The sequence below is a fragment of the Sphingobium sp. V4 genome (genome assembly GCF_029590555.1).
In the GTDB taxonomy this organism is placed as follows: Bacteria; Pseudomonadota; Alphaproteobacteria; order Sphingomonadales; family Sphingomonadaceae; genus Sphingobium.
The window spans coordinates 2,913,569-2,931,894 of record NZ_CP081001.1 but is presented as its reverse complement, the minus strand read 5'-3'; the positions used below and the strand labels follow the sequence as shown (position 1 = coordinate 2,931,894).

The following is an 18,326-nucleotide window of genomic DNA, read 5'->3' as shown; positions in this document are numbered from 1 at the left end:
GAAAGTAAGGGGCATGGCCTTACGCGCTTGCGTCCGCAGGGACAACCGTCGCAAGCCAGCGGTCGAGCAGATGCCAGGCGACGGCCATCGGCGGCGGCGGGAGGAAGGGCGCATCGGGATCGCCGGCCAGTGCTGCGCGGACGCCGTCCGCATCGCACCAGAAGGCATCCTCGATCTCGGTCGGATCGAGGGTCAGCGCCTCGTCATCCGCCTCCGCGAAGCAGGCGATCATCAGCGAGGAAGGGAAGGGCCAGGGCTGGCTCATGACGTAGCGGACATCATGGACACGCACGCCCGCTTCCTCATGGAGTTCGCGCGCCACTGCCTCCTCGATCGTCTCGCCAGGCTCGACGAAGCCCGCCAGCGCCGAATAGCGGCCCGCCGGCCAGCTATGCTGGCGACCCAGCAGCACCCGCCCCCGATGTTCGGCCAGCATGATGACCACCGGATCGGTGCGCGGAAAATGCTCGGCCCCACACTCATCGCATTTGCGCGACCAACCCGCCTTGACGGATTCCGTCGCCGCTCCGCAAACCGAACAAAAGCGATGCCGCGCGTGCCAATGGACCAGGCTGCGCGCCGTGCCGTAGAGCGCGACCTCCTCGGCCGGCACCAGGTCGACGATGGCGCGGCTGCGCGGCGTCGGGAACAGGCCGGGGCCGAGGTCGGCGATCAGCCGGGCAAAGATCGGCCTGCCCGCAGGGTCGATGCCCAGCAACACATGATCCTCGATCCGCGCATCGTGCGGCAGCGGCTCCAGCAGCAGATGTCCATCCGCCTCGACCGGATCCAAGCCGTCCAGCAGCAACAGTCGGGTCGCCGGGTTCGCGAAGCTTTCCGCCAGCAGCGCGGCATTGGTTCGGATATGGTCCACCCGGTCCAGCGTCCCGCCGACAAATCCCGGCAGCTTGCGCATCTCAGTCCCGTGCATGTTTCTCCTTCCTCACCGCCTCGGCCGCGCGGGCGAACAGGGTCGGCAGCCCGGCCTCGCCGATCCGTGCGATCGGCCACCACGCGCCGTCGCCTTCGGGCGTCACTCCCGCCTCCACATGGGCATGATGGATGCGCAGCGCCAGTGAGAAATGGGTAAAGACATGGGCGACGGGCTCATCGATGGTCGTCCAGCGCGCGGGAATGGGCGGCGTTGAGTCGGGCGCGGCGCTCCAGTCGGAACTGGGCAGCGCGCGCATTCCGCCCAGCAGCCCCTTGTCGGCGCGGCGTACCAGCCAGACATGGCCGTCGCGCTCGATCCACCAGCCATGGCCCAGGCGATGCGGTTTCGCCTTCTTCGCCGCCTTGACCGGGAAGGCGGCGGGATCGGCGGTCAGGAAGGCCGCGCAATCCTGCCGCAGCGGACAGATGCCGCAAGCCGGATTGCGCGGGGTGCAGATAGTCGCCCCCAGGTCCATCATGGCCTGGGCGAAGTCGCCGGCGCGCGCATCGGGCGTGATCCGGTCGGCCGCAGCGCGAATTTGCGGCCGAGCGGCGGGCAACGGCGTATCGATCGCGAACAGCCGCGCCACCACGCGCTCGACATTGGCGTCGACCACAACCGCACGCCGGCCGAAGGCGATGGCGGCCACGGCGGCGGCGGTATAGGCGCCCACCCCTGGCAGGGCGCGCAGCCGATCCTCCGTATCGGGAAAGCGTCCGCCATGGTCGCGCACGACCGCCCGCGCGCAGGCCAGCAGGTTACGCGCGCGGGCATAATAGCCCAGCCCTGCCCAGGCGGCCATCAGGTCGGCGTCCTCGCTCGCGGCCAGATCCCCAACCGTCGGCCAGCGATCGGTGAATTTCGCATAATAGGGGCCGACCGCCGCCACCGTCGTCTGTTGCAGCATCACTTCCGACAGCCACACCCGATAGGGATCGGCGGCGTTCGCCCCCGGCGGCGCGCGCCAGGGCAGGCGGCGGGCATGGACGTCATAATGGACGAGCAGGTCGTCCGCGATTTTTCTGTCTCTACCCTCGACGTGCATGGCGGCGCTATGCCATTAAGCGAGCTATGACGGAACGCCCGGTCCCCCCGAAAATGAAGAATCGCAAGCTGTCGGCCGAGGAACGCCCACGTCTCGGCGCGCCGCGCCGGATCGCCGACCTGATGCCGGACATCGGCCGCGCCGCCTTTCGCAAGTTCGGCTTCGTCCAGTCGAGCATCGTCACCCGCTGGCCGGAGATTGTCGGGCCGCATTATGCCGCCATTACCGCGCCCGAATCGATCCGCTTCCCGGTAGGTCAGAAGGCCGGCGGCACGCTGCAACTCACCGTCATGAGCGGCCATGCGCCGATGGTCCAGCATGTGTTGCCTGACATTATCGACCGGGTGAACCGCTTCTTCGGCTACGCCGCCGTCGCCAAGGTCGCGATGCGCCAGGGCGACATATTGCCCGCCACCGCCGAACGCCGCCCGCCGCCCCGGAATTTACGACCCATTCCGGTCGAACTGGGCGATTCGCTGCGCGACATCGGCGACCCCGAACTGCGCGCCGTGCTCGAATCGCTGGCGCAGGGGCTTGCCAACAGCAGCGGCTTGCCCAAGATCAACTGAGCGATTTCACGTCAGATGGCACTGCTGGTCGCCGGGAAATCGCACGAGACAAAATGATTAGGCTGTCGTTCAGCCGCCTTCACCTACGGACCCGGCCCATGAAGAAATCGCTCCTGCCGCTCGCCCTGCTCGCCGTTCCTGCCACCTTGGTCGCGGCGCCCGCCGCCAATTGGGTGAGCCGGGTCGTGCTGTCCCCGATCGGCGGCCATTATATGGGCAATCCCGCCGCGCCGACCAAGCTGGTCGAATATGTAAGCTATACTTGTTCGCACTGCGCCCATTTCGTCGGCGAGGCGAGCGCCCCGCTCAAGACGCAATATGTGAAGGGCGGGAAGGTCGGCGTCGAAATACGCAACGCCGTGCGGGACAAATATGACCTGACCGCCGCACTGCTCGCCCGCTGCGGCGGCCCGGCCCGCTTCATGGGCAATCACGAGGCGCTGTTCGCCAACCAGAGCGCCTGGATGGAGCAGCTTGAAACCTATGATCGCGACGCCACCAAGTCCGCCGACCAGACGGCGGCCATGCGCGACATCGGGCAGAAGACCGGCCTCTATGGGCTGATGAACAAGCGCGGCTTCACCAATGCCCAGCTCGATGCCTGCATCGCCAACCCGCAGGCGATGAAGCAGATCCTCGCCATGACGGACGAGGCGTGGAACAAGGTGAAGATCGGCGGCACACCGGGCTTCACCGTCAACGGCACTCGGGTGGAGGGATCGACCTGGTCGATTCTGCAGGCCGCATTGCCCCCCGCCGCGCGCTGATCTAAACCCGCTTCATATCGTCCATCATCGGAGCCCCGCCCGTCGTGAAAGCCGTTTCCGCTATTGCCCTCATCGCCCTCAGCCTGACGCTCGCCGCCTGCGGCAAGAGCGAAGAAGGCGCCAAGCCGACCGGTGAACCCATCGCCGCCGTCGCCGCGCCCGCCGGCACCAGCTGGTCGCAAACCATCGCCCAGACGCCCGATGGCTATTTTGTGATGGGCAATCCCGACGCCAAGCTCAAGCTGGTGGAGTTCGGCTCCTACACCTGCAGCCATTGCCGCGATTTCGCCGCCGAAGCATCGGAAGAGATCAAGAAGCTGGTCGACACCGGCAAGATGAACTTCGAGTTCCGCACCTATGTGCGCGACCCGATCGACCTCACCACCGCGCTGCTGGCGCAATGCGGCGGCAAGGATATCTATTATCCGCTGTCGGAACAGTTCTTCGCCAACCAGACTGCGATGTTCGAGAAAATCCAGGGTCAGGACGCCGCCTTCAAGGGCGTGGAACAGTTGCCGCCGGCCCAGCGCCCCGGCGCCATCGCCCAGATCGCCGGACTGATCGAATATGCCCAGCAGCGCGGCATTTCCGCCGACCAGGCCAAGCAGTGCCTGGCCGACACCGCCGCCGCCGAAAAGCTGGCCAAGGGGGTCGAGGCGGCCAACAGCCAATATCAGATCCAGGGCACGCCCAGCTTCCTGATCAATGGCGTGCTGGTCGACAATGTCGCCAACTGGGCCTCGCTCCAGCCAAAGCTCAAGGAAGCGGGACTCTGATTGGCGGCCGGGGGGCGGAAACAGGCGTTCACGCATAGGAATACCGGGGCGGTGTGCCACCCCGGTCCGACCCCATGCAGATAAAACGTCTCAAGCTCTCCGGCTTCAAGAGTTTCGTCGATGGGACGGAGCTGCGGATCGAACCGGGCCTGACCGGCATCGTCGGTCCCAACGGTTGCGGCAAATCCAACCTGCTGGAAGCCATCCGCTGGGTCATGGGCGAATCCAGCGCCAAATCCATGCGCGGCGCGGGCATGGAGGATGTGATCTTCGCCGGCACGGCCACCCGTCCGCAGCGCGATTTCGCCGAAGTGTCGCTGCTCACCGTCCAGGAACAGGGCGAACTCTTCTCCGCCGTCGATGTCGGCGCGGACGGCGAACTGGAAGTCACCCGCCGGATCGAGCGCGGTGCGGGCAGCGCCTACCGTGCCAATGGCAGGGACGTGCGCGCCAAGGATGTCGCGCTGATCTTCGCCGACGCCGCCACCGGCCCGCACAGCCCGGCGCTGGTCAGCCAGGGCCGCATCGCCGCCGTCATCGCCGCCCGCCCGCAGGAACGTCGCGCGATGCTGGAGGAAGCAGCGGGCATCGCCGGCCTGCATGTCCGGCGCAAGGATGCCGAGCAGAAGCTGCGTGCGGCCGAGGCCAATCTCGCTCGGCTCGACGAGATCCTGCTCGACATGGACGCACGCGCCAACAGCCTGCGCCGCCAGGCCAAGGCGGCGGAACGCTATATCCGCCTGTCCGAACAGATTCGCGTGGCCGAAGGCCGCACACTCTTCGCCCGCTGGCGCGAGGCGAACGCCAGCGCCGAGGCCGCCCGCGCCGAAGCGAAGCAGGCCGACGCCGCCGTAGCCGCCGCGCAGGAAGGACAGATGGCCGCCGCCGCCTATGCCCAGGCCGCAGTCGCAACCCTGGCCGACAGGCGCGCCGCCGCCCAGAACGCCCGCGACGCCGCCAATGAGGCCGGCCACCGCCTCGCCGCGCTGCGCACGGAGCGGGATTCGGTCGTCCGCCGCCTCGCCGACCTGGCCCAGCAGGTAAGCCGGCTGGAGGAGGACCGGGCGCGCGAAGGCACGCTGGCCAACGACGCGGCGGACGCCATCGCCCGGCTGACCGCCGAGATCGCCACGCTCAAGGCGCGCATCGCCGAGACTGAAAGGCTGCGCCCCGATTTCGCCGCCCGCATTTCCGCCGCCGAAGATGGCGCGCGCGACGCCGAACTGGCACTGGCGAAGGCCATGGCGAAGCAGGCGGCCGAACAGGCCGAACTGCGGGTCTCCGATGCGGCTCTCACCGCCGCGCGCGGGCATCTAGACCGGGCCGAACGGGACGTCGCGCGGCTCGCCGCCGAAGCGGCCGGCCTGCCCGATGCCGCCCCGCTGGAGGCGCAGCGGACCGCCGCCCTCGCCGATCAGGAACGGGCGAAGGTGGATCGCGATGCTGCCGACGCTGCGATCCAGTGCGCCGATGCCGATCGCCAGGGGGCAGCGGACGCGCGGGCGGCCGCCGAAGCGACACTCGCCTCCGCCCGCGCCGCGCTCGCCGCGCTCGACAGTGAATCGGCCGCCCTCAAGCGCGCCGTGGAGAGCGGCGCAGCCGGCAAGGCCCGCGCGCTCGACCGGCTGAAGGCCGCCCCTGGCTATGAACGCGCGCTCGCCGCCGCCCTGGGCGACGATCTGGAAGCGCCCGTCGGAACCGAGGGCAAGCGCCGCTGGGCCGGCGCGGAGGCATTGCCGGCTGATCCCGCCCTGCCTACTGGCACTACATCTCTGGCCAGCCATGTCTCCGCCCCACCCGAACTGGCCCGCCGCCTGGCGCAGATTGCGGTGGCCGAAAGCGACGGGGGCCATCCGCTCGCCGTCGGCCAGCGACTCGTCACCCTCGACGGCCAGCTCCGCCGCTGGGACGGCTATGTCGCACTCGAAGGCGGCGCGGCGGCGGCGGAACGGCTGATCCGCCTCAACCGGCTGGATGCGATCGCCGCCACCCGCCCCGCCGCGCAGGCCGAAGTCGAACAGGCCGCCACCGCACAGGAACAAGCCAAGGTACGTGAACAGGCCGCCGCGCAGGCGCTGGCCGCAGGCCGCACCGCCCTCTCGCAGGCTGAACAACGGCTCCGCACCGCCCTGCGCGCCGCTGACGAGGCAACTACCGCGCTCGAACGGCTTGCCGGCCGGCGCGACGTGATCGAGGAACGGCTTGCGGCCGCCCGGCAAGACCGGGATGGCGCGCAGGTCGAGCATGAAAAGGCCAAGGTAGCGCGCGCCGCCGTGCCCGACGGCGCCGAAACGCGCGCGCTCGTCGCGACCCTTGTCCAGGCGAGCGAGAAGGCCCGCACTGCCGTCAGTCAGCTTCAGGCCGACCAGGCGCTCGCCGACCGCGCGCTTGGCAGCGACCGCGAGCGGCAGGCCGCCGCCGATGCCGAGATCAAGGGCTGGCGCGCGCGCGCCGGCGAAGCGGCCAAGCGCATCGCCGCCATGGTCGCCCGCGCCGACGAGATCGCGACCGAGCGCGCGACGATCGAGATCCAGCCCGATCGGCTGGCGCAGGCCATCGCCGCCCTCAGCGACCAGGGCTCGGCCCTGACCGACGCCGCCGATCAGGCCCGCCGCGCCGAGCAGGACGCCGAAGCCGAGTTGCGCGCCGCCGAAGCGCGCGCCGCCGAGGCGGGCGAGACCCTCGCGGCCGCGCGCGAATCCCGCGCCACCGCCGTCGCCCGCGCCGAGGCTGCCGACGAACGCCGCATAGAGACCAACCGGCTGTCGGGCGAGCGCTTCGAATGTCCGCCCCCGGTCCTGCCCGAAAAACTGGGATTCGCCAGCGCCGACGTGCGGCCGGCCCAGACTGAGCAGGCCGAACATGACCGTTTCGTGGCTGATCGTGAACGGATCGGTCCGGTCAATCTCGTCGCCGCGCAGGAACTGGAGGAGCTGGAAGCCACCCAGGCGACCATGCGCGCCGAAAGCGAGGAACTGACCCAGGCGATCCACCGGCTGCGCGGCTCGATCGGCAGCCTCAACCGCGAAGGGCGCCAGCGCCTGCTCGCCGCGTTCGAAGCAGTGGACGGCCATTTCCGCCGCCTCTTCACCACCTTGTTCAACGGCGGCCAGGCGCATCTGGAACTGATCGACAGCGACGATCCCCTGGAGGCCGGCCTCGAAATCATGGCCCAGCCGCCGGGCAAGAAGCTGGCCGCGCTCACTTTGCTCTCGGGCGGCGAGCAGGCGCTGACCGCCGTCGCGCTCATCTTCGGCCTGTTCCTGACCAACCCCGCCCCAATCTGCGTGCTGGACGAAGTCGACGCGCCGCTCGACGACGCCAATGTCGAGCGTTTCTGCGATCTGCTCGACGCCATGGTGGCGCAGACCGACACGCGCTACCTGATCGTCACCCATAATGCCGTCAGCATGGCGCGGATGCACCGCCTGTTCGGGGTCACCATGGTCGAACGCGGCGTCAGCCGTCTCGTTTCGGTCAATCTTCATGGTGCCGAAGCCCTGCTGGCGGCGGAATAAGGCCACTCCGCCCCGGTCGGTCCTTGTTCCCGCCCGGTTCGCATCCCAGCATCGCGCGCCAACGACAAGGAGCGACCATGGTAGATCTGCCTCCCTTCGCGCTCGATCACTGGCTATCGGCCTATGATTTCGCGACCCCGCCCATCGCCTATAATCTGGCATCGAGCACCGGCCCGCGCTGGAGCGTGGCCGACCTCTGCGCGCTGGGCGACGCCCCGCTGGCGATTGACGATGTAGTCCTGAGCTATGCCCCGCCGGAGGGAAGCCGGCAGTTGCGCGAGGCCATCGCCGCCTTCCATGGCGCTGATCCAGACGCGGTCATCGCCACCACCGGCGCGTCGGAGGCACTCTCGATCCTCTTCTGCCTGTGCGCGCGACCGGGCGCGAACATCGTCCTGCCCGATCCCGGCTATCCCGCCTATGCGGCCGTGAGCCGAGCCTGGGGCCTGGCGGCCCGCACCTATCGACTGGACCGCGAGGACGGCTTCGCCCAGCGCGCGGATGCGATCCTGGCGCAGGTCGATGCCGACACCAGCCTGGTCATCCTCAACACCCCCCATAATCCGACCGGCACGGTCATGCCCCGCCCCGACATCGAAGCCCTTGCCGCAGCCCTCGCGGAGCGCGGCGTCCCGCTGCTGGTGGATGAAGTCTATCATCCGCTCTATTTCGCCGCGCCCCAGCGGTCCGCAGCCGGTATCGCCAATGTCATCGTCACCAGCGACCTGTCCAAGTCGCTGTCGCTTCCAGGGCTGCGCATGGGCTGGCTGATCGACGTGGACGCAGATCGGCGCGCCCGCATCGTGGATGCGCGCAGCTATTTCACCATCAGCGCGTCGCCCCTGCTCGAACGACTGGCGACACAGGCTCTGCGCCACTGCGACGCCATCCTCCCTCGGCTAAGTGTGGTGGCCCAGCGCAATATGGCGATGCTGGACGCGCTGGTGGCGCAATCCGACGGCCGACTCGCCTGGGTGCGCCCTAACGGCGGCACCACCGCCTTCCCCTGGCTCAGCGACGGCCGTGACAGCCGCCCCTTCTGCCAGGCGCTCGCGGCGCAGGGCGTGCTGCTCGCGCCCGGCGACTGTTTCGGCCATCCCGCCCATATGCGAATGGGTTTCGCCCAGCAGGTGGACGGGTTCGATGTTGCGGTCGGCCGGATCGCCGAGGCGCTCGAAGCTCTGTAGCGACCGTTACCCCCGGCCGAACCAGCCACGCATCCGGCGGAAGAGGCCACGTTCGCTGACCGCCTCGAACATCTCCTCCGGACCTTCGGGGTCCAGCACCTCATGGTCCGCGAGCCAGGCCTGCACCTCGTTCAGGTCCGGGGTCACATAGGGGCGCAAGGTCCGTCCCGGCTTCTGTCGCAACTCCTCGATCGCCGCGATCAGGCCGCGCTCGGCGATCACCGTCGCCACCCGCTCCACCGGCAGGTCGAGATGTTCGGCGATCAACTCGTCGCGAATCCGCAATATCGTCGCCTGCCGTCCGTCATTGGCCGGCAGCGCGGTGTCGATGGAGATGTCGCATTCGGTGTCCAGCCGCATCGATCGATTGTTCATGTTGGACGATCCGACGCGGATCAGCCGGTCGTCCACGATCAATATCTTGGCATGGACGTAGATGGGGGCGCCACGCTGGGTGAACGGGTGATAGATGCGGAAGCGCCCGTGCGCGTCGCGCGCCTTCAACGCCTCGAACAGCCGGGCGCGGGCCGTGTCCATCGCCTGCTGCTCCAGCCAGCCATCGGCCTGCTCCGGATTGACGATGACGATTTCGGGGGGGTCGGCTTCCACCAGTCGCTTCGCGATCGCCTCGGCAATCCGACGCGAGGCGAAATATTGGCTCTCGGCATAGATATGCCGCCGCGCCGCCGCGATCTGGTTCAGATATAGCCGCTCGATCTCGGTCAGTTCTTCCTGGTCGTCCATCTTCGGCGCGGTCCGGGCGATGGCGACATCGACCTGCTCGAATTGCACCGGCAGCCGGTCCGGCCAGCAGTCATGGCTGCCTTCGACTGGCTCCAGCGCATCGCCACCCGCCCCCTTCCATCGCGCCCGCGCATGATCGCCCAGCGCGGCCGCCACCGGCCCCTTCAGCGCCGTGGTCGCATCATGCCAGGGGCCGTAGGGCGACCCGTCCGGGTGACGACGACCCGGATCTTCGTCGCGATGATGGCGCGTGTCCCAACGATCGCCGGTCATGTCGATGCCGCCGCAGAAAGCGAAGCAATCGTCGATCACAACGATCTTCTGGTGGTGCGATGCGGCCGGCGGATGATGACTGTCCAGCTTCACCGTGACGCGCGGATGCGCCATCCATTTGAGCGTGGTGTAGAGATTGCTCGGCCGCGCCATCGACTTCATCGCGCCGACATCCCAGCGCAGCAGGAAAATCTCCAGCTCAGGCGTCTGATCGACGAGCCAGCTGATGAAGTCGCCGATGACCAGCGGCGCGTCATCCTCCGCCTCATCCTCGCGGATCAGGCTGATTGCGGCGTCGAAATCCCAGCCTATCAGCATGATGCGGCGCCTGGCCTTCATCATCGCCGCGCGGGCATGACGGAAATAGGCGTCGGCGTCGATGATGACGCTGGCCTTGTCGGCGCGCGCGATGCGCCAGCAGTCCTCGCCGGGCTGCGGCGTCATGCGGCGCTCCCCACCACCAGGCAACCTAGGAACATCAGGAAGCCGGAAAAACGGTTGGACCGGAATTTGGCCAGCGGATCGACGCCATCCTGCTTGAGGGTCGCCACCTGCCACGACAGATGCGCCGCCATCGGCAGCAGCGCCGCAAGCGCCAGCGCGTCGGCGCGCACCTGCCAGATCGCACAGGCCCAAAGGGTCAGGGCCAGCGCGTAGCAGAAAGTCACGCCCGCCCGGACATGCCGCCCCATCGACAATGCGCTCGAACCGATCCCGATCAGCGCATCATCCTCCCGGTCCTGCAGCGCATAGATGGTGTCATAGCCCACGACCCAGAAAATAGTTCCGCCGTAGAGCAGCAAGCCAGGCAGGGTGAGTGCGCCGACGACCTCGCTCCATCCCACCAGCGCCGCCCAGGAAAAGACCAGGCCCAGCCAGAGCTGCGGCCAGCCGGTGATCCGCTTCATGAAGGGATAGGCCGCGACCAGCGCAAGACTGCCCAGCGCCACGATCTGCGCGTAGAGGTGGAGTTGGAGCAAAACGATCAGGCCGATGAGACACAGGCCGATGAGCCAGGCCCAGGCGGTCTTTACCGACATCGCCCCACTCGCCAGCGGCCGGGCGGCGGTACGCGCCACCTTGCGGTCGAGATCGCGGTCGACGATGTCGTTGAACACGCAACCCGCGCCGCGCATCGCGATGCTGCCCAGCAGCAACCAGGCGACCAGCGGCCAGCGGGCGAATCCGCCGCCCGCGAGCGCCACGGCCCAGGCGCCGGGCCAGAAGAGCAGCCACCACCCGATCGGCCGGTCGAACCGCGCCAGCTGCGCCAGCGTGCGCGGGGTTTCCGGCAGCCGCGCCAGCAGGCCGCGCGCTTCGCTGTCGGGGACGATCGTCTGATTCACTACGACTCCGTTCGGGCTGAGCTTGTCGAAGCCCCATTCTTCTCTTTAGGGAAGAATGGGCATCCGACAAGCCAAGAGAGATCATGACCGCAACCCCAGCCTGGCCGCCGCAAAGCGCCCCGCGCCTCCATGTCGAAACCCAGCTCGGCGAGGGGGTCGCCGTGCCGGTCGACGGCAACCCGGCCCATTATCTGATCAGCGTCATGCGAGTGAAGCCCGACGACATCGTGCTCCTGTTCGACGGCCGGTCCGGCGAATGGGCGGCACGTGCCCGCGACATTCGTAAACGGGATTTGGTGCTGGAGTGCATCAGCCAGACCAGGCCACCCGAAATCGTCCCTGATTTCTGGCTCTGCTGCGCGCCGATCAAGAAAGGACGGATCGACCTGATCGCGGAAAAAGCGTGCGAACTGGGCGTCGCCCGGCTCCAGCCGGTGCTCACCCGCCGCGCCGTGGTGGACAAGCTCAATCTCGACCGGCTCCATGCCCATCTGGTCGAAGCGGCAGAGCAATGCGGCCGCACAGCATTGCCCGACCTCGCCAATATGGTGAAGCTCGATGCGTTGCTCAAAGGCTGGTCCGCCGATCGCCATCTCTTTTTCGCCGACGAAACGGGCGGCGAACCGCTGGCCGAAAGCCTGCGCGCCCATATCGGCCCCGCCGCCTTCCTGGTCGGACCGGAGGGGGGATTCGATCCCGCCGAGCGGGAGGCGATCCGCGCCACGCCGGGCGCCGTGCCAGTATCGCTTGGCCCCCGTATCCTGCGGGCAGAGACGGCGGCAATCGCCGCCACGGCCGCCTGGATGGCGATTAATGGCGATTGGGACTAGTTTCATTTCGCTATGTTATTGCGCAACGGATAGGCGCAACTTATCTGTGCGCCGCGCGCTCTTGTTTGACGCGCAGAGGGGAAGCACTAAGGGCGGGCATGAGCACCAGAACCGACTCCGGGGGACATGATCCCGTCATCGAAAGCCGCGACCAGCTGATCGCGGCCTTTTCCAAGGGCGAGAAGCCCAAGGATCGCTGGCGCATCGGCACCGAGCATGAAAAATTCGTCTACAGCCGCAAGGATCATCACGCCCCTTCCTATGAGGAGATGGGCGGCATCCATACGTTGCTGATCGGCCTCACGCGCTATGGCTGGAGCCCGGTGTTCGAGGGCGAGAATATCATCGCCCTCTCCGGCAGCGACGGCACGGTCAGCCTGGAACCCGCAGGCCAACTCGAACTGTCGGGCGCGCCGTTGGAAAATCTCCACCAGACCTGCGCCGAAACCGGCCGGCATCTGGAGCAGGTGAAATATGTGGGCGACATGCTGGGACTGGGCTTCCTGGCCTGGGCATGTGGCCCGACAAGAACCGCGAAGAATTGCCGATCATGCCCAAGGGTCGCTACGATATCATGTTGCGGCACATGCCCCGCGTGGGATCGATGGGCCTGGACATGATGCTGCGCACCTGCACGATCCAGACCAACCTGGACTATGGCAGTGAAGCAGACATGGCGCAGAAATTCCGGGTCAGCCTCGCGCTCCAGCCGCTCGCCACCGCACTCTTCGCCAACTCGCCCTTCACCGACGGCAAGCCCAACGGCTATCTCTCCTACCGCAGCCATATCTGGTCGGACACCGATCCGCACCGCACCGGAATGCTGCCCTTCGTGTTCGAGGACGGCTTCGGCTATGAGCGCTATGCCGACTATGCGCTCGATGTGCCGATGTATTTCGTCTACCGCGACGGCAAATATATCGATGCGGCGGGCCACAGCTTCCGCGACTTCCTTGCCGGCAAGCTGGCCGTCCTACCCGGCGAAAAGCCGACCGAGAAGGATTGGGAGGATCATCTTTCCACCGCCTTTCCCGAAGTGCGAATGAAGAGCTTTCTGGAAATGCGCGGCGCCGATGGTGGCCCCTGGAGCCGCATCTGTGCGCTGCCGGCCTTGTGGGTCGGTCTGCTCTACGATCAGGGCGCGCTCGACGCGGCTTGGGACATGGTCAAGGACTGGAGCATGGAGGAACGGCAGGTCCTGCGCGATTCCGTGCCGAAACTGGGCCTCGACGCGCCGGTCGGCGGCGGGCGCAAGCTGCGCGATATTGCGGGGGAAGTGGTGGATATCGCCCGATCGGGCCTCGCCGCCCGCGGGCGTCTCAAACGCCTCAGGCGACAATGAGACCGGCTATCTCTCGGCGCTCGACGAGGTGATCGCCTCGGGCAAGACCCATGCGGAGCGGCTGCTCGACCGCTATCATGGCGAATGGCAGGGGGATCTCAGCCGCATTTATGCGGAAGAGAGCTTCTAGCGTCTACTCCGCCGGCTGGGCCACCACCGCCGTCTCGCGCTTCCTGCCCGTCATCCAGGCGAAGAAGCGCGGGACCGGTGCGTTACGCTCCATCCAGTCGCTATAGGCGCGATAGTCGGGATCGGCCGACAGATGCTGTTCTTCGGTCCTGGCGCGCCAATAATAGACCGCGTTGGTTAGCGCCAGCATCGCGCAGTTGCGGACCATGTCGGTCATCGACCCGCTGACCGTCAGGAAAGGCAGCGCCGAAAACCACCAGAAGAGATTCTTCGACAGATAGGCCGGGTGCCGCGTCCAGCGGTAAGGACCATGGGTCAGGATGCCCCGATGGGTCAGGTTGGAAAAGCGCAGGCCGAACGCCACCGTCGCCCAGGCATAGATGGCGGTCAGCAGCACAAGCCAGCCGCCCAATAGCCATTGCAGCGCGCCCTGCGTCCAATAATCCCATTCCGCCCCACCGGCATGATAGTCGAGCGGCCCGCCGCCGCCCATCAGCACGAAGGGCGGGTAGCAGATCAGCGCCGCCAGCCAGCCGCCCAGATAGGGATTGGCGGTGCGGATATGGGAATCCAGAGGTTTGAATGTCAGGATGTAACCGACCGTCGCCAGACAGACGTCGATCATGAACATGGCCGCGATCAGGAACCCTGCCAGCGCCACGGGGTTGGCGAAGCTATCCTCGATCCGCCAGTTCACAACGTTGGTGAAATTGCCCGGCACGATCGAGATCATGAAGGCGAGGAAAAATCCCTTCACCGCCCAGGCGCGAGCATGATGCGCCACCTGCTCCATGTCGGGTTTGCCGGCCGCGCCGCCGATCACCCATTGTCCGAAACTGTAGGAGGCATCCCTTGGCTCGATCAGGCGCCGGTCGATCCAGACGACATAGGGGATGGAAAACACCAGCAGCCAGGGCGCCGCATTGATGAACAAGTCCATGGAAAAGCGGTAATTGCCGCTCCAGTACCAGCGGGCGATGCAGTAGAAGATGGCGATGGCCAGCCATGTCGCCCATAGTCCGGCGATCTTGATGATGCTGATATCCAGCATTTGCCGGACCGGGCGGGGCGCGGCTTCCCAGTCGATCCCCGTCGATGCATTGCGATGCACCTTGTCTACGATCAGCGACCAGAGCACCATGGGCAACCCGCACGCGACCACGGCGGCAAGTCCTGCGTGGGGACCGTTCATCCCATAATGACGCGCTATCAGCGTCCAGACGCCCAGCCCAACCAGGCCGGCGATGCCGACGCCATGGCTCACCGAGGATTTGGGACAGGGATCGGCCTTGCTCATGACGCTCGGCCTCTAGCGGAAAATGGTAATCAAGCCATGAAGGCATTTCGTCGCAAATCCCCATACTGCCCATGAACCGAAAGAATATCAGATCGTTATGGCGAGAGAGCGGGCAAAAAAATGAGGAGAGCATCATGTCGATCGCCGTGCGATTTCCCGACGGAAGCGTCCGCGCCGTTCCGGGGCATTTGCGGCAGATCGATGATCCGCCGAAGGAACCGCCTTCCTTTGAACAGGTACCGCTCCACTGCGACTCCCGCTGGATCTACTATCGCAGCGGGAAAAGCTGGTTCGCCCGTCCCCGGTCCGGCCACGTCACTCCCTTTTGCCCGCCGGTAGACGAGTGGTGGCGTTCGATCCGCGCGATGGCGGACGATGAACCGCTACCTGAGACGCGTTGGGAATCAGCTGCCTGACCCGCCCAACACGTTGATGGTGAAGGCGAGGATGCCGATGTTGAAGAGGAACGCCGCCAGGCACTGGAACAGCACCGTCCGGCGCATCGCGCTCGTCGTCACTGAGACGTCCGACGTCTGGAAGGTCATGCCCAGGGTGAAGGCGAAATAGAGGAAATCCCAGTAGCCCGGTTCATTCGTCGCCGGAAAATCCAGGCCGCCCCGATCCTTCCCGAGGCCATCGGGCAGGTAGAAGATATGGGCATAATGCATGGCATAGACGAGGTTCGAGAAAACCCAGGCGATCAGCAGCGTAGCCAGCAAAAGCGCGATCATCGCTCCGTCCGGTCCGCCATGCTGGCTGATCGCGACCCCCACCGCCACCAGGATTACCAGACTGACGATTCCGGTCAGCAGCAGCATCAGGCCGCGATTGGCGTCGTTTGCTTGCGCATTGCGACGCATCGTATCGGGGGCGGCATCAATGAGCGGCGCGACCGAAGCCATGAAGGCGATCGCAGCCAGATCGAACCCGGCCATCACCGCCTCATGCCAGGGCAGCAGCACCGCAAGCGGCGCCGCGAGCGCAAGCAGCGCCAGGAACATACCGTAACGCCAGGGAAAGAGGGGCCGGGATCGCATGGCGGATATCAAAGCGAGAGGGAAGCCTGTGGCAAGAGGCAAATTAACCTGTGGTTGCGAGCGCCGCGAACCAATCCATCGTCGCAACATGGATTGCTTCGAGGTACTCGCGATGACGAAGCGATCATTCCGTCACAGCACGCCGGCGATCAGCCCCAGCACCTGCGCTTCATTCGCCTCCAGATACCAGTTTTCCGGCGCCTTTTCCAACAGTTGCTCCATCGTCACCTGCGATCCCAGGATCAGGTTCTGGAATCCCTCATTCTGGATGGCGATGGATGATTCGATCTCGTTGAGCGTCGCCTTCAGCGTCGCAATGCAGGTGGAAAGCGGCCCGGCCAGCTGGATCGACTTGGTGATGATCCGTTCATGGATCATCAGCCGCGTGCCGCGCGTCAAATAGCGATTCTCGGTCGCGAAGAAGCTCATGAAGGTCGCCCCCGCCGAATAGACCGCCGTGCGGCCCATGAATACCAGCCGCCGCTCGGGATAGAGTTCGGAATGGAAGCGGATGTCCTCGCCCATCAGCCGGGCGATTTCCGGGTCGCCGCCCAGAGTGGAGATTTCGACCACGACCAGCCCCTGCTGCGGCGCGGTGGACAGGCAATTCTTGAAATGCAGGTACATGCCATGGTCGACGATTCCCGACAGCATGATCGAGGGAAATTCGAAATCCTTGGGGCCAAGCAACGGCGCGGTCATCAGCATCCGGTCATCCTCATGTTCGGGAAGGTCGCGCTGCACTACGCATGGGCGGACAAAAGGTGCCGTGCTTTCCCACTGGCGCGCGGCGCAACAGGCTGTAAAGAACAGATCATGACCAAAGGGCAGCGCGCCGAAGGGCAAGGCAGATGATCGCGAAACTGAAGGGCTTGCTGGACAGCACCGGTATCGACCACGCCATCATCGATGTCGGCGGCGTGGGCTATCTGGTCGGCGCATCGTCGCGGACTCTCGCGGCGCTGGGGCCAGTGGGCGAAGCGGTGACGATCCACACCGAAATGCTGGTGTCCGACGATGCGATCCGCCTTGTCGGCTTTGCCCGCGCCGAGGAGCGCGACTGGTATCGGCTGCTCACCCATGTCCAGGGCGTGGGATCGCGCGTCGCGCTGGCCATCCTCTCCGCCCTCGAACCGCACGACCTGCACCGCGCCGTGGCGATGGGGGACAAGGCGATGATCGCGCGGGCGAACGGCGTCGGCCCAAAACTCGCCCAGCGCATCGTCAATGAATTGAAGGACAAGATCGGCGCGGCTCCTGCTGGTGGCCCGGCGGGCATGGGCGGGCCAGTGGCGGTGCCGACCGGCGGTTTCGCCGCCGACGCCCTGTCCGCGCTCCAGAATCTGGGCTTCAAGCCGCACGAAGCCAGCACTGCCGTCGCAGCCGCCGAAGAGGAACTGGGCGACACCGCCAGCCTTGACGCGCTGGTGCGCCTGGCGCTGCGGAAGGCGGCGAAGTGACCGACGACCGCCTCCTCACCCCCGCGCGCCGTCCCGAGGATGTCGATGCCGCGTTGCGTCCGAAATCGCTGGACGAGTTCGTCGGCCAGCAGGCGGCGCGTGAAAATCTGCGCATCTTCATCCAGGCGGCCAAGTCGCGGGGCGATGCGCTGGACCATGTGCTCTTCTTCGGGCCGCCGGGCCTGGGCAAGACCACGCTGGCGCAGATCGTCGCCAAGGAAATGGGCGTAGGCTTTCGCGCGACCTCCGGCCCGGTTATCGCCAAGTCGGGCGATCTGGCCGCTTTGCTCACCAACCTGGATGAGGGCGATGTCCTGTTCGTGGACGAAATCCATCGCCTCAATCCGGCGGTCGAGGAAGTCCTCTACCCGGCGATGGAGGACCGCGCGCTCGACCTGATGATCGGCGAGGGGCCGTCCGCCCGTTCTGTCCGCATCGATCTGCCGCGCTTCACCCTCGTCGGCGCGACGACGCGTCAGGGGCTGCTCACCACGCCACTGCGCGACCGCTTCGGAATTCCCGTGCGGCTGCAATTCTATACGGTCGAGGAACTGGAACTGGTCGTGCGCCGCGCCGCGCGGCTGCTCGACCTGGCGATCACCCCGGACGGCGCGATAGAGATTGCCCGCCGATCGCGGGGCACCCCGCGCATCGCCGGGCGGCTGCTGCGCCGGGTGCGCGATTTCGCCAATGTCGCCGGTGCGCCTGCTGTCGACGCGAAGGTCGCCGACGCCTCGCTCCGCCGGCTCGAGGTCGACCAGCTCGGCCTCGACCTGATGGACCGGCGGTACCTGATGATGATTGCCGACATCTATCGTGGTGGCCCGGTCGGCGTCGAAACCCTCGCGGCGGGCCTTTCCGAGGCGCGCGACACGATCGAGGAGGTGATCGAGCCTTATCTCATCCAGCTTGGCCTCATCGCCCGCACGGCCCGGGGGCGATGCCTCAACGGGCCGGGCTGGAAGCATCTGGGCCTCAATCCGCCCGCAGGGTCACAGGACGGACTTTTCGACTGAGGCGATTTGCGGTCGGATGAAATCGACGCCCCGGAAATCGCGAAACGCCAGAGCGA

Annotated in this window: 16 protein-coding genes and 1 pseudogene; 10 read left to right on the top strand and 7 right to left on the bottom strand. The window is 66.6% G+C overall.

Going from position 1 to position 18,326, the window contains the following annotated elements; all coding sequences use genetic code 11:
• Nucleotides 1-19: 19 nt before the first annotated feature.
• Nucleotides 20-931 carry an NAD(+) diphosphatase gene (gene nudC / locus K3M67_RS14585; RefSeq protein ID WP_285831839.1) on the bottom strand — a complete coding sequence of 304 codons (912 nt, stop codon included), beginning with the start codon at nt 929-931 and terminating at the stop codon, nt 20-22.
• Nucleotides 918-1,979, bottom strand: coding sequence for an A/G-specific adenine glycosylase (locus K3M67_RS14580; protein ID WP_285831838.1), 1,062 nt, complete (start codon nt 1,977-1,979; stop codon nt 918-920). The genes nudC and K3M67_RS14580 overlap by 14 nt, the downstream gene beginning before the upstream one ends.
• 26 nt (nt 1,980-2,005) lie before the next feature.
• On the opposite strand from K3M67_RS14580, the gene K3M67_RS14575 reads away from it, so the two are divergent.
• The 5 genes from K3M67_RS14575 (at nt 2,006) to K3M67_RS14555 (ending at nt 8,796) form a co-directional block, all read left to right on the top strand.
• Entirely contained in the window at nt 2,006-2,548 is a 543-nt protein-coding gene (locus K3M67_RS14575) for a DUF721 domain-containing protein (RefSeq protein WP_066865892.1), read from the top strand.
• A gap of 98 nt (nt 2,549-2,646) precedes the next feature.
• Nucleotides 2,647-3,315: a thioredoxin domain-containing protein gene (locus K3M67_RS14570; protein ID WP_285831837.1), complete on the top strand. Its 669-nt coding sequence runs from the start codon at nt 2,647-2,649 to the stop codon at nt 3,313-3,315.
• Nucleotides 3,316-3,359: 44 nt separating this feature from the next.
• Nucleotides 3,360-4,091, top strand: coding sequence for a thioredoxin domain-containing protein (locus K3M67_RS14565; RefSeq protein WP_285831836.1), 732 nt, complete (start codon nt 3,360-3,362; stop codon nt 4,089-4,091).
• Between the two features lie 74 nt (nt 4,092-4,165).
• Nucleotides 4,166-7,609, top strand: a complete 3,444-nt coding sequence (gene smc, locus K3M67_RS14560; protein WP_285831835.1) for a chromosome segregation protein SMC — start codon at nt 4,166-4,168, stop codon at nt 7,607-7,609.
• Between the two features lie 77 nt (nt 7,610-7,686).
• The gene (locus tag K3M67_RS14555; RefSeq protein ID WP_285831834.1) at nt 7,687-8,796 is read left to right on the top strand and encodes a pyridoxal phosphate-dependent aminotransferase; all 1,110 of its coding nucleotides are present in this window, start codon (nt 7,687-7,689) and stop codon (nt 8,794-8,796) included.
• A 6-nt stretch (nt 8,797-8,802) separates the two neighbouring features.
• Here K3M67_RS14555 and K3M67_RS14550 read toward each other — a convergent pair whose 3' ends face one another.
• Together K3M67_RS14550 and ubiA are read right to left on the bottom strand one after the other, a co-directional pair.
• The gene (locus tag K3M67_RS14550) at nt 8,803-10,257 is read right to left on the bottom strand and encodes a phospholipase D-like domain-containing protein (RefSeq protein WP_285831833.1); all 1,455 of its coding nucleotides are present in this window, start codon (nt 10,255-10,257) and stop codon (nt 8,803-8,805) included.
• Nucleotides 10,254-11,159: a 4-hydroxybenzoate octaprenyltransferase gene (gene ubiA / locus K3M67_RS14545; protein WP_066865872.1), complete on the bottom strand. Its 906-nt coding sequence runs from the start codon at nt 11,157-11,159 to the stop codon at nt 10,254-10,256. Before ubiA ends, K3M67_RS14550 begins: the two co-directional genes overlap by 4 nt.
• Before the next feature lie 83 nt (nt 11,160-11,242).
• Here ubiA and K3M67_RS14540 point away from each other — a divergent pair, with 83 nt between their 5' ends.
• Together K3M67_RS14540 and K3M67_RS14535 are read left to right on the top strand one after the other, a co-directional pair.
• Nucleotides 11,243-11,989 carry a 16S rRNA (uracil(1498)-N(3))-methyltransferase gene (locus K3M67_RS14540; RefSeq protein WP_285831832.1) on the top strand — a complete coding sequence of 249 codons (747 nt, stop codon included), beginning with the start codon at nt 11,243-11,245 and terminating at the stop codon, nt 11,987-11,989.
• A 98-nt stretch (nt 11,990-12,087) separates the two neighbouring features.
• Nucleotides 12,088-13,331: pseudogene (locus K3M67_RS14535) on the top strand (glutamate--cysteine ligase).
• Nucleotides 13,332-13,464: 133 nt separating this feature from the next.
• On the opposite strand, the gene K3M67_RS14530 reads toward K3M67_RS14535, so the two are convergent.
• Nucleotides 13,465-14,757, bottom strand: a complete 1,293-nt coding sequence (locus K3M67_RS14530; RefSeq protein ID WP_066865862.1) for a methyltransferase family protein — start codon at nt 14,755-14,757, stop codon at nt 13,465-13,467.
• A gap of 134 nt (nt 14,758-14,891) precedes the next feature.
• Here K3M67_RS14530 and K3M67_RS14525 point away from each other — a divergent pair, with 134 nt between their 5' ends.
• Nucleotides 14,892-15,173, top strand: coding sequence for a hypothetical protein (locus K3M67_RS14525; protein ID WP_285831831.1), 282 nt, complete (start codon nt 14,892-14,894; stop codon nt 15,171-15,173).
• Here K3M67_RS14525 and K3M67_RS14520 read toward each other — a convergent pair.
• Both K3M67_RS14520 and K3M67_RS14515 read right to left on the bottom strand, forming a co-directional pair.
• Nucleotides 15,162-15,794, bottom strand: a complete 633-nt coding sequence (locus tag K3M67_RS14520) for a DUF1345 domain-containing protein (RefSeq protein WP_285831830.1) — start codon at nt 15,792-15,794, stop codon at nt 15,162-15,164. The two genes, K3M67_RS14525 and K3M67_RS14520, sit on opposite strands and share 12 nt — an antisense overlap.
• 132 nt (nt 15,795-15,926) lie before the next feature.
• Nucleotides 15,927-16,502 carry a peptidase S14 gene (locus tag K3M67_RS14515; RefSeq protein ID WP_285832948.1) on the bottom strand — a complete coding sequence of 192 codons (576 nt, stop codon included), beginning with the start codon at nt 16,500-16,502 and terminating at the stop codon, nt 15,927-15,929.
• A gap of 143 nt (nt 16,503-16,645) precedes the next feature.
• Between K3M67_RS14515 and ruvA the strand changes: the two genes are divergently transcribed.
• Both ruvA and ruvB read left to right on the top strand, forming a co-directional pair.
• Nucleotides 16,646-17,254, top strand: a complete 609-nt coding sequence (gene ruvA / locus K3M67_RS14510; RefSeq protein WP_066865856.1) for a Holliday junction branch migration protein RuvA — start codon at nt 16,646-16,648, stop codon at nt 17,252-17,254.
• On the top strand, nt 17,251-18,270 hold the full coding sequence (gene ruvB / locus K3M67_RS14505) for a Holliday junction branch migration DNA helicase RuvB (RefSeq protein WP_066865853.1): 1,020 nt from the start codon (nt 17,251-17,253) through the stop codon (nt 18,268-18,270). The genes ruvA and ruvB overlap by 4 nt, the downstream gene beginning before the upstream one ends.
• The last annotated feature ends 56 nt before the right edge of the window (nt 18,271-18,326 follow it).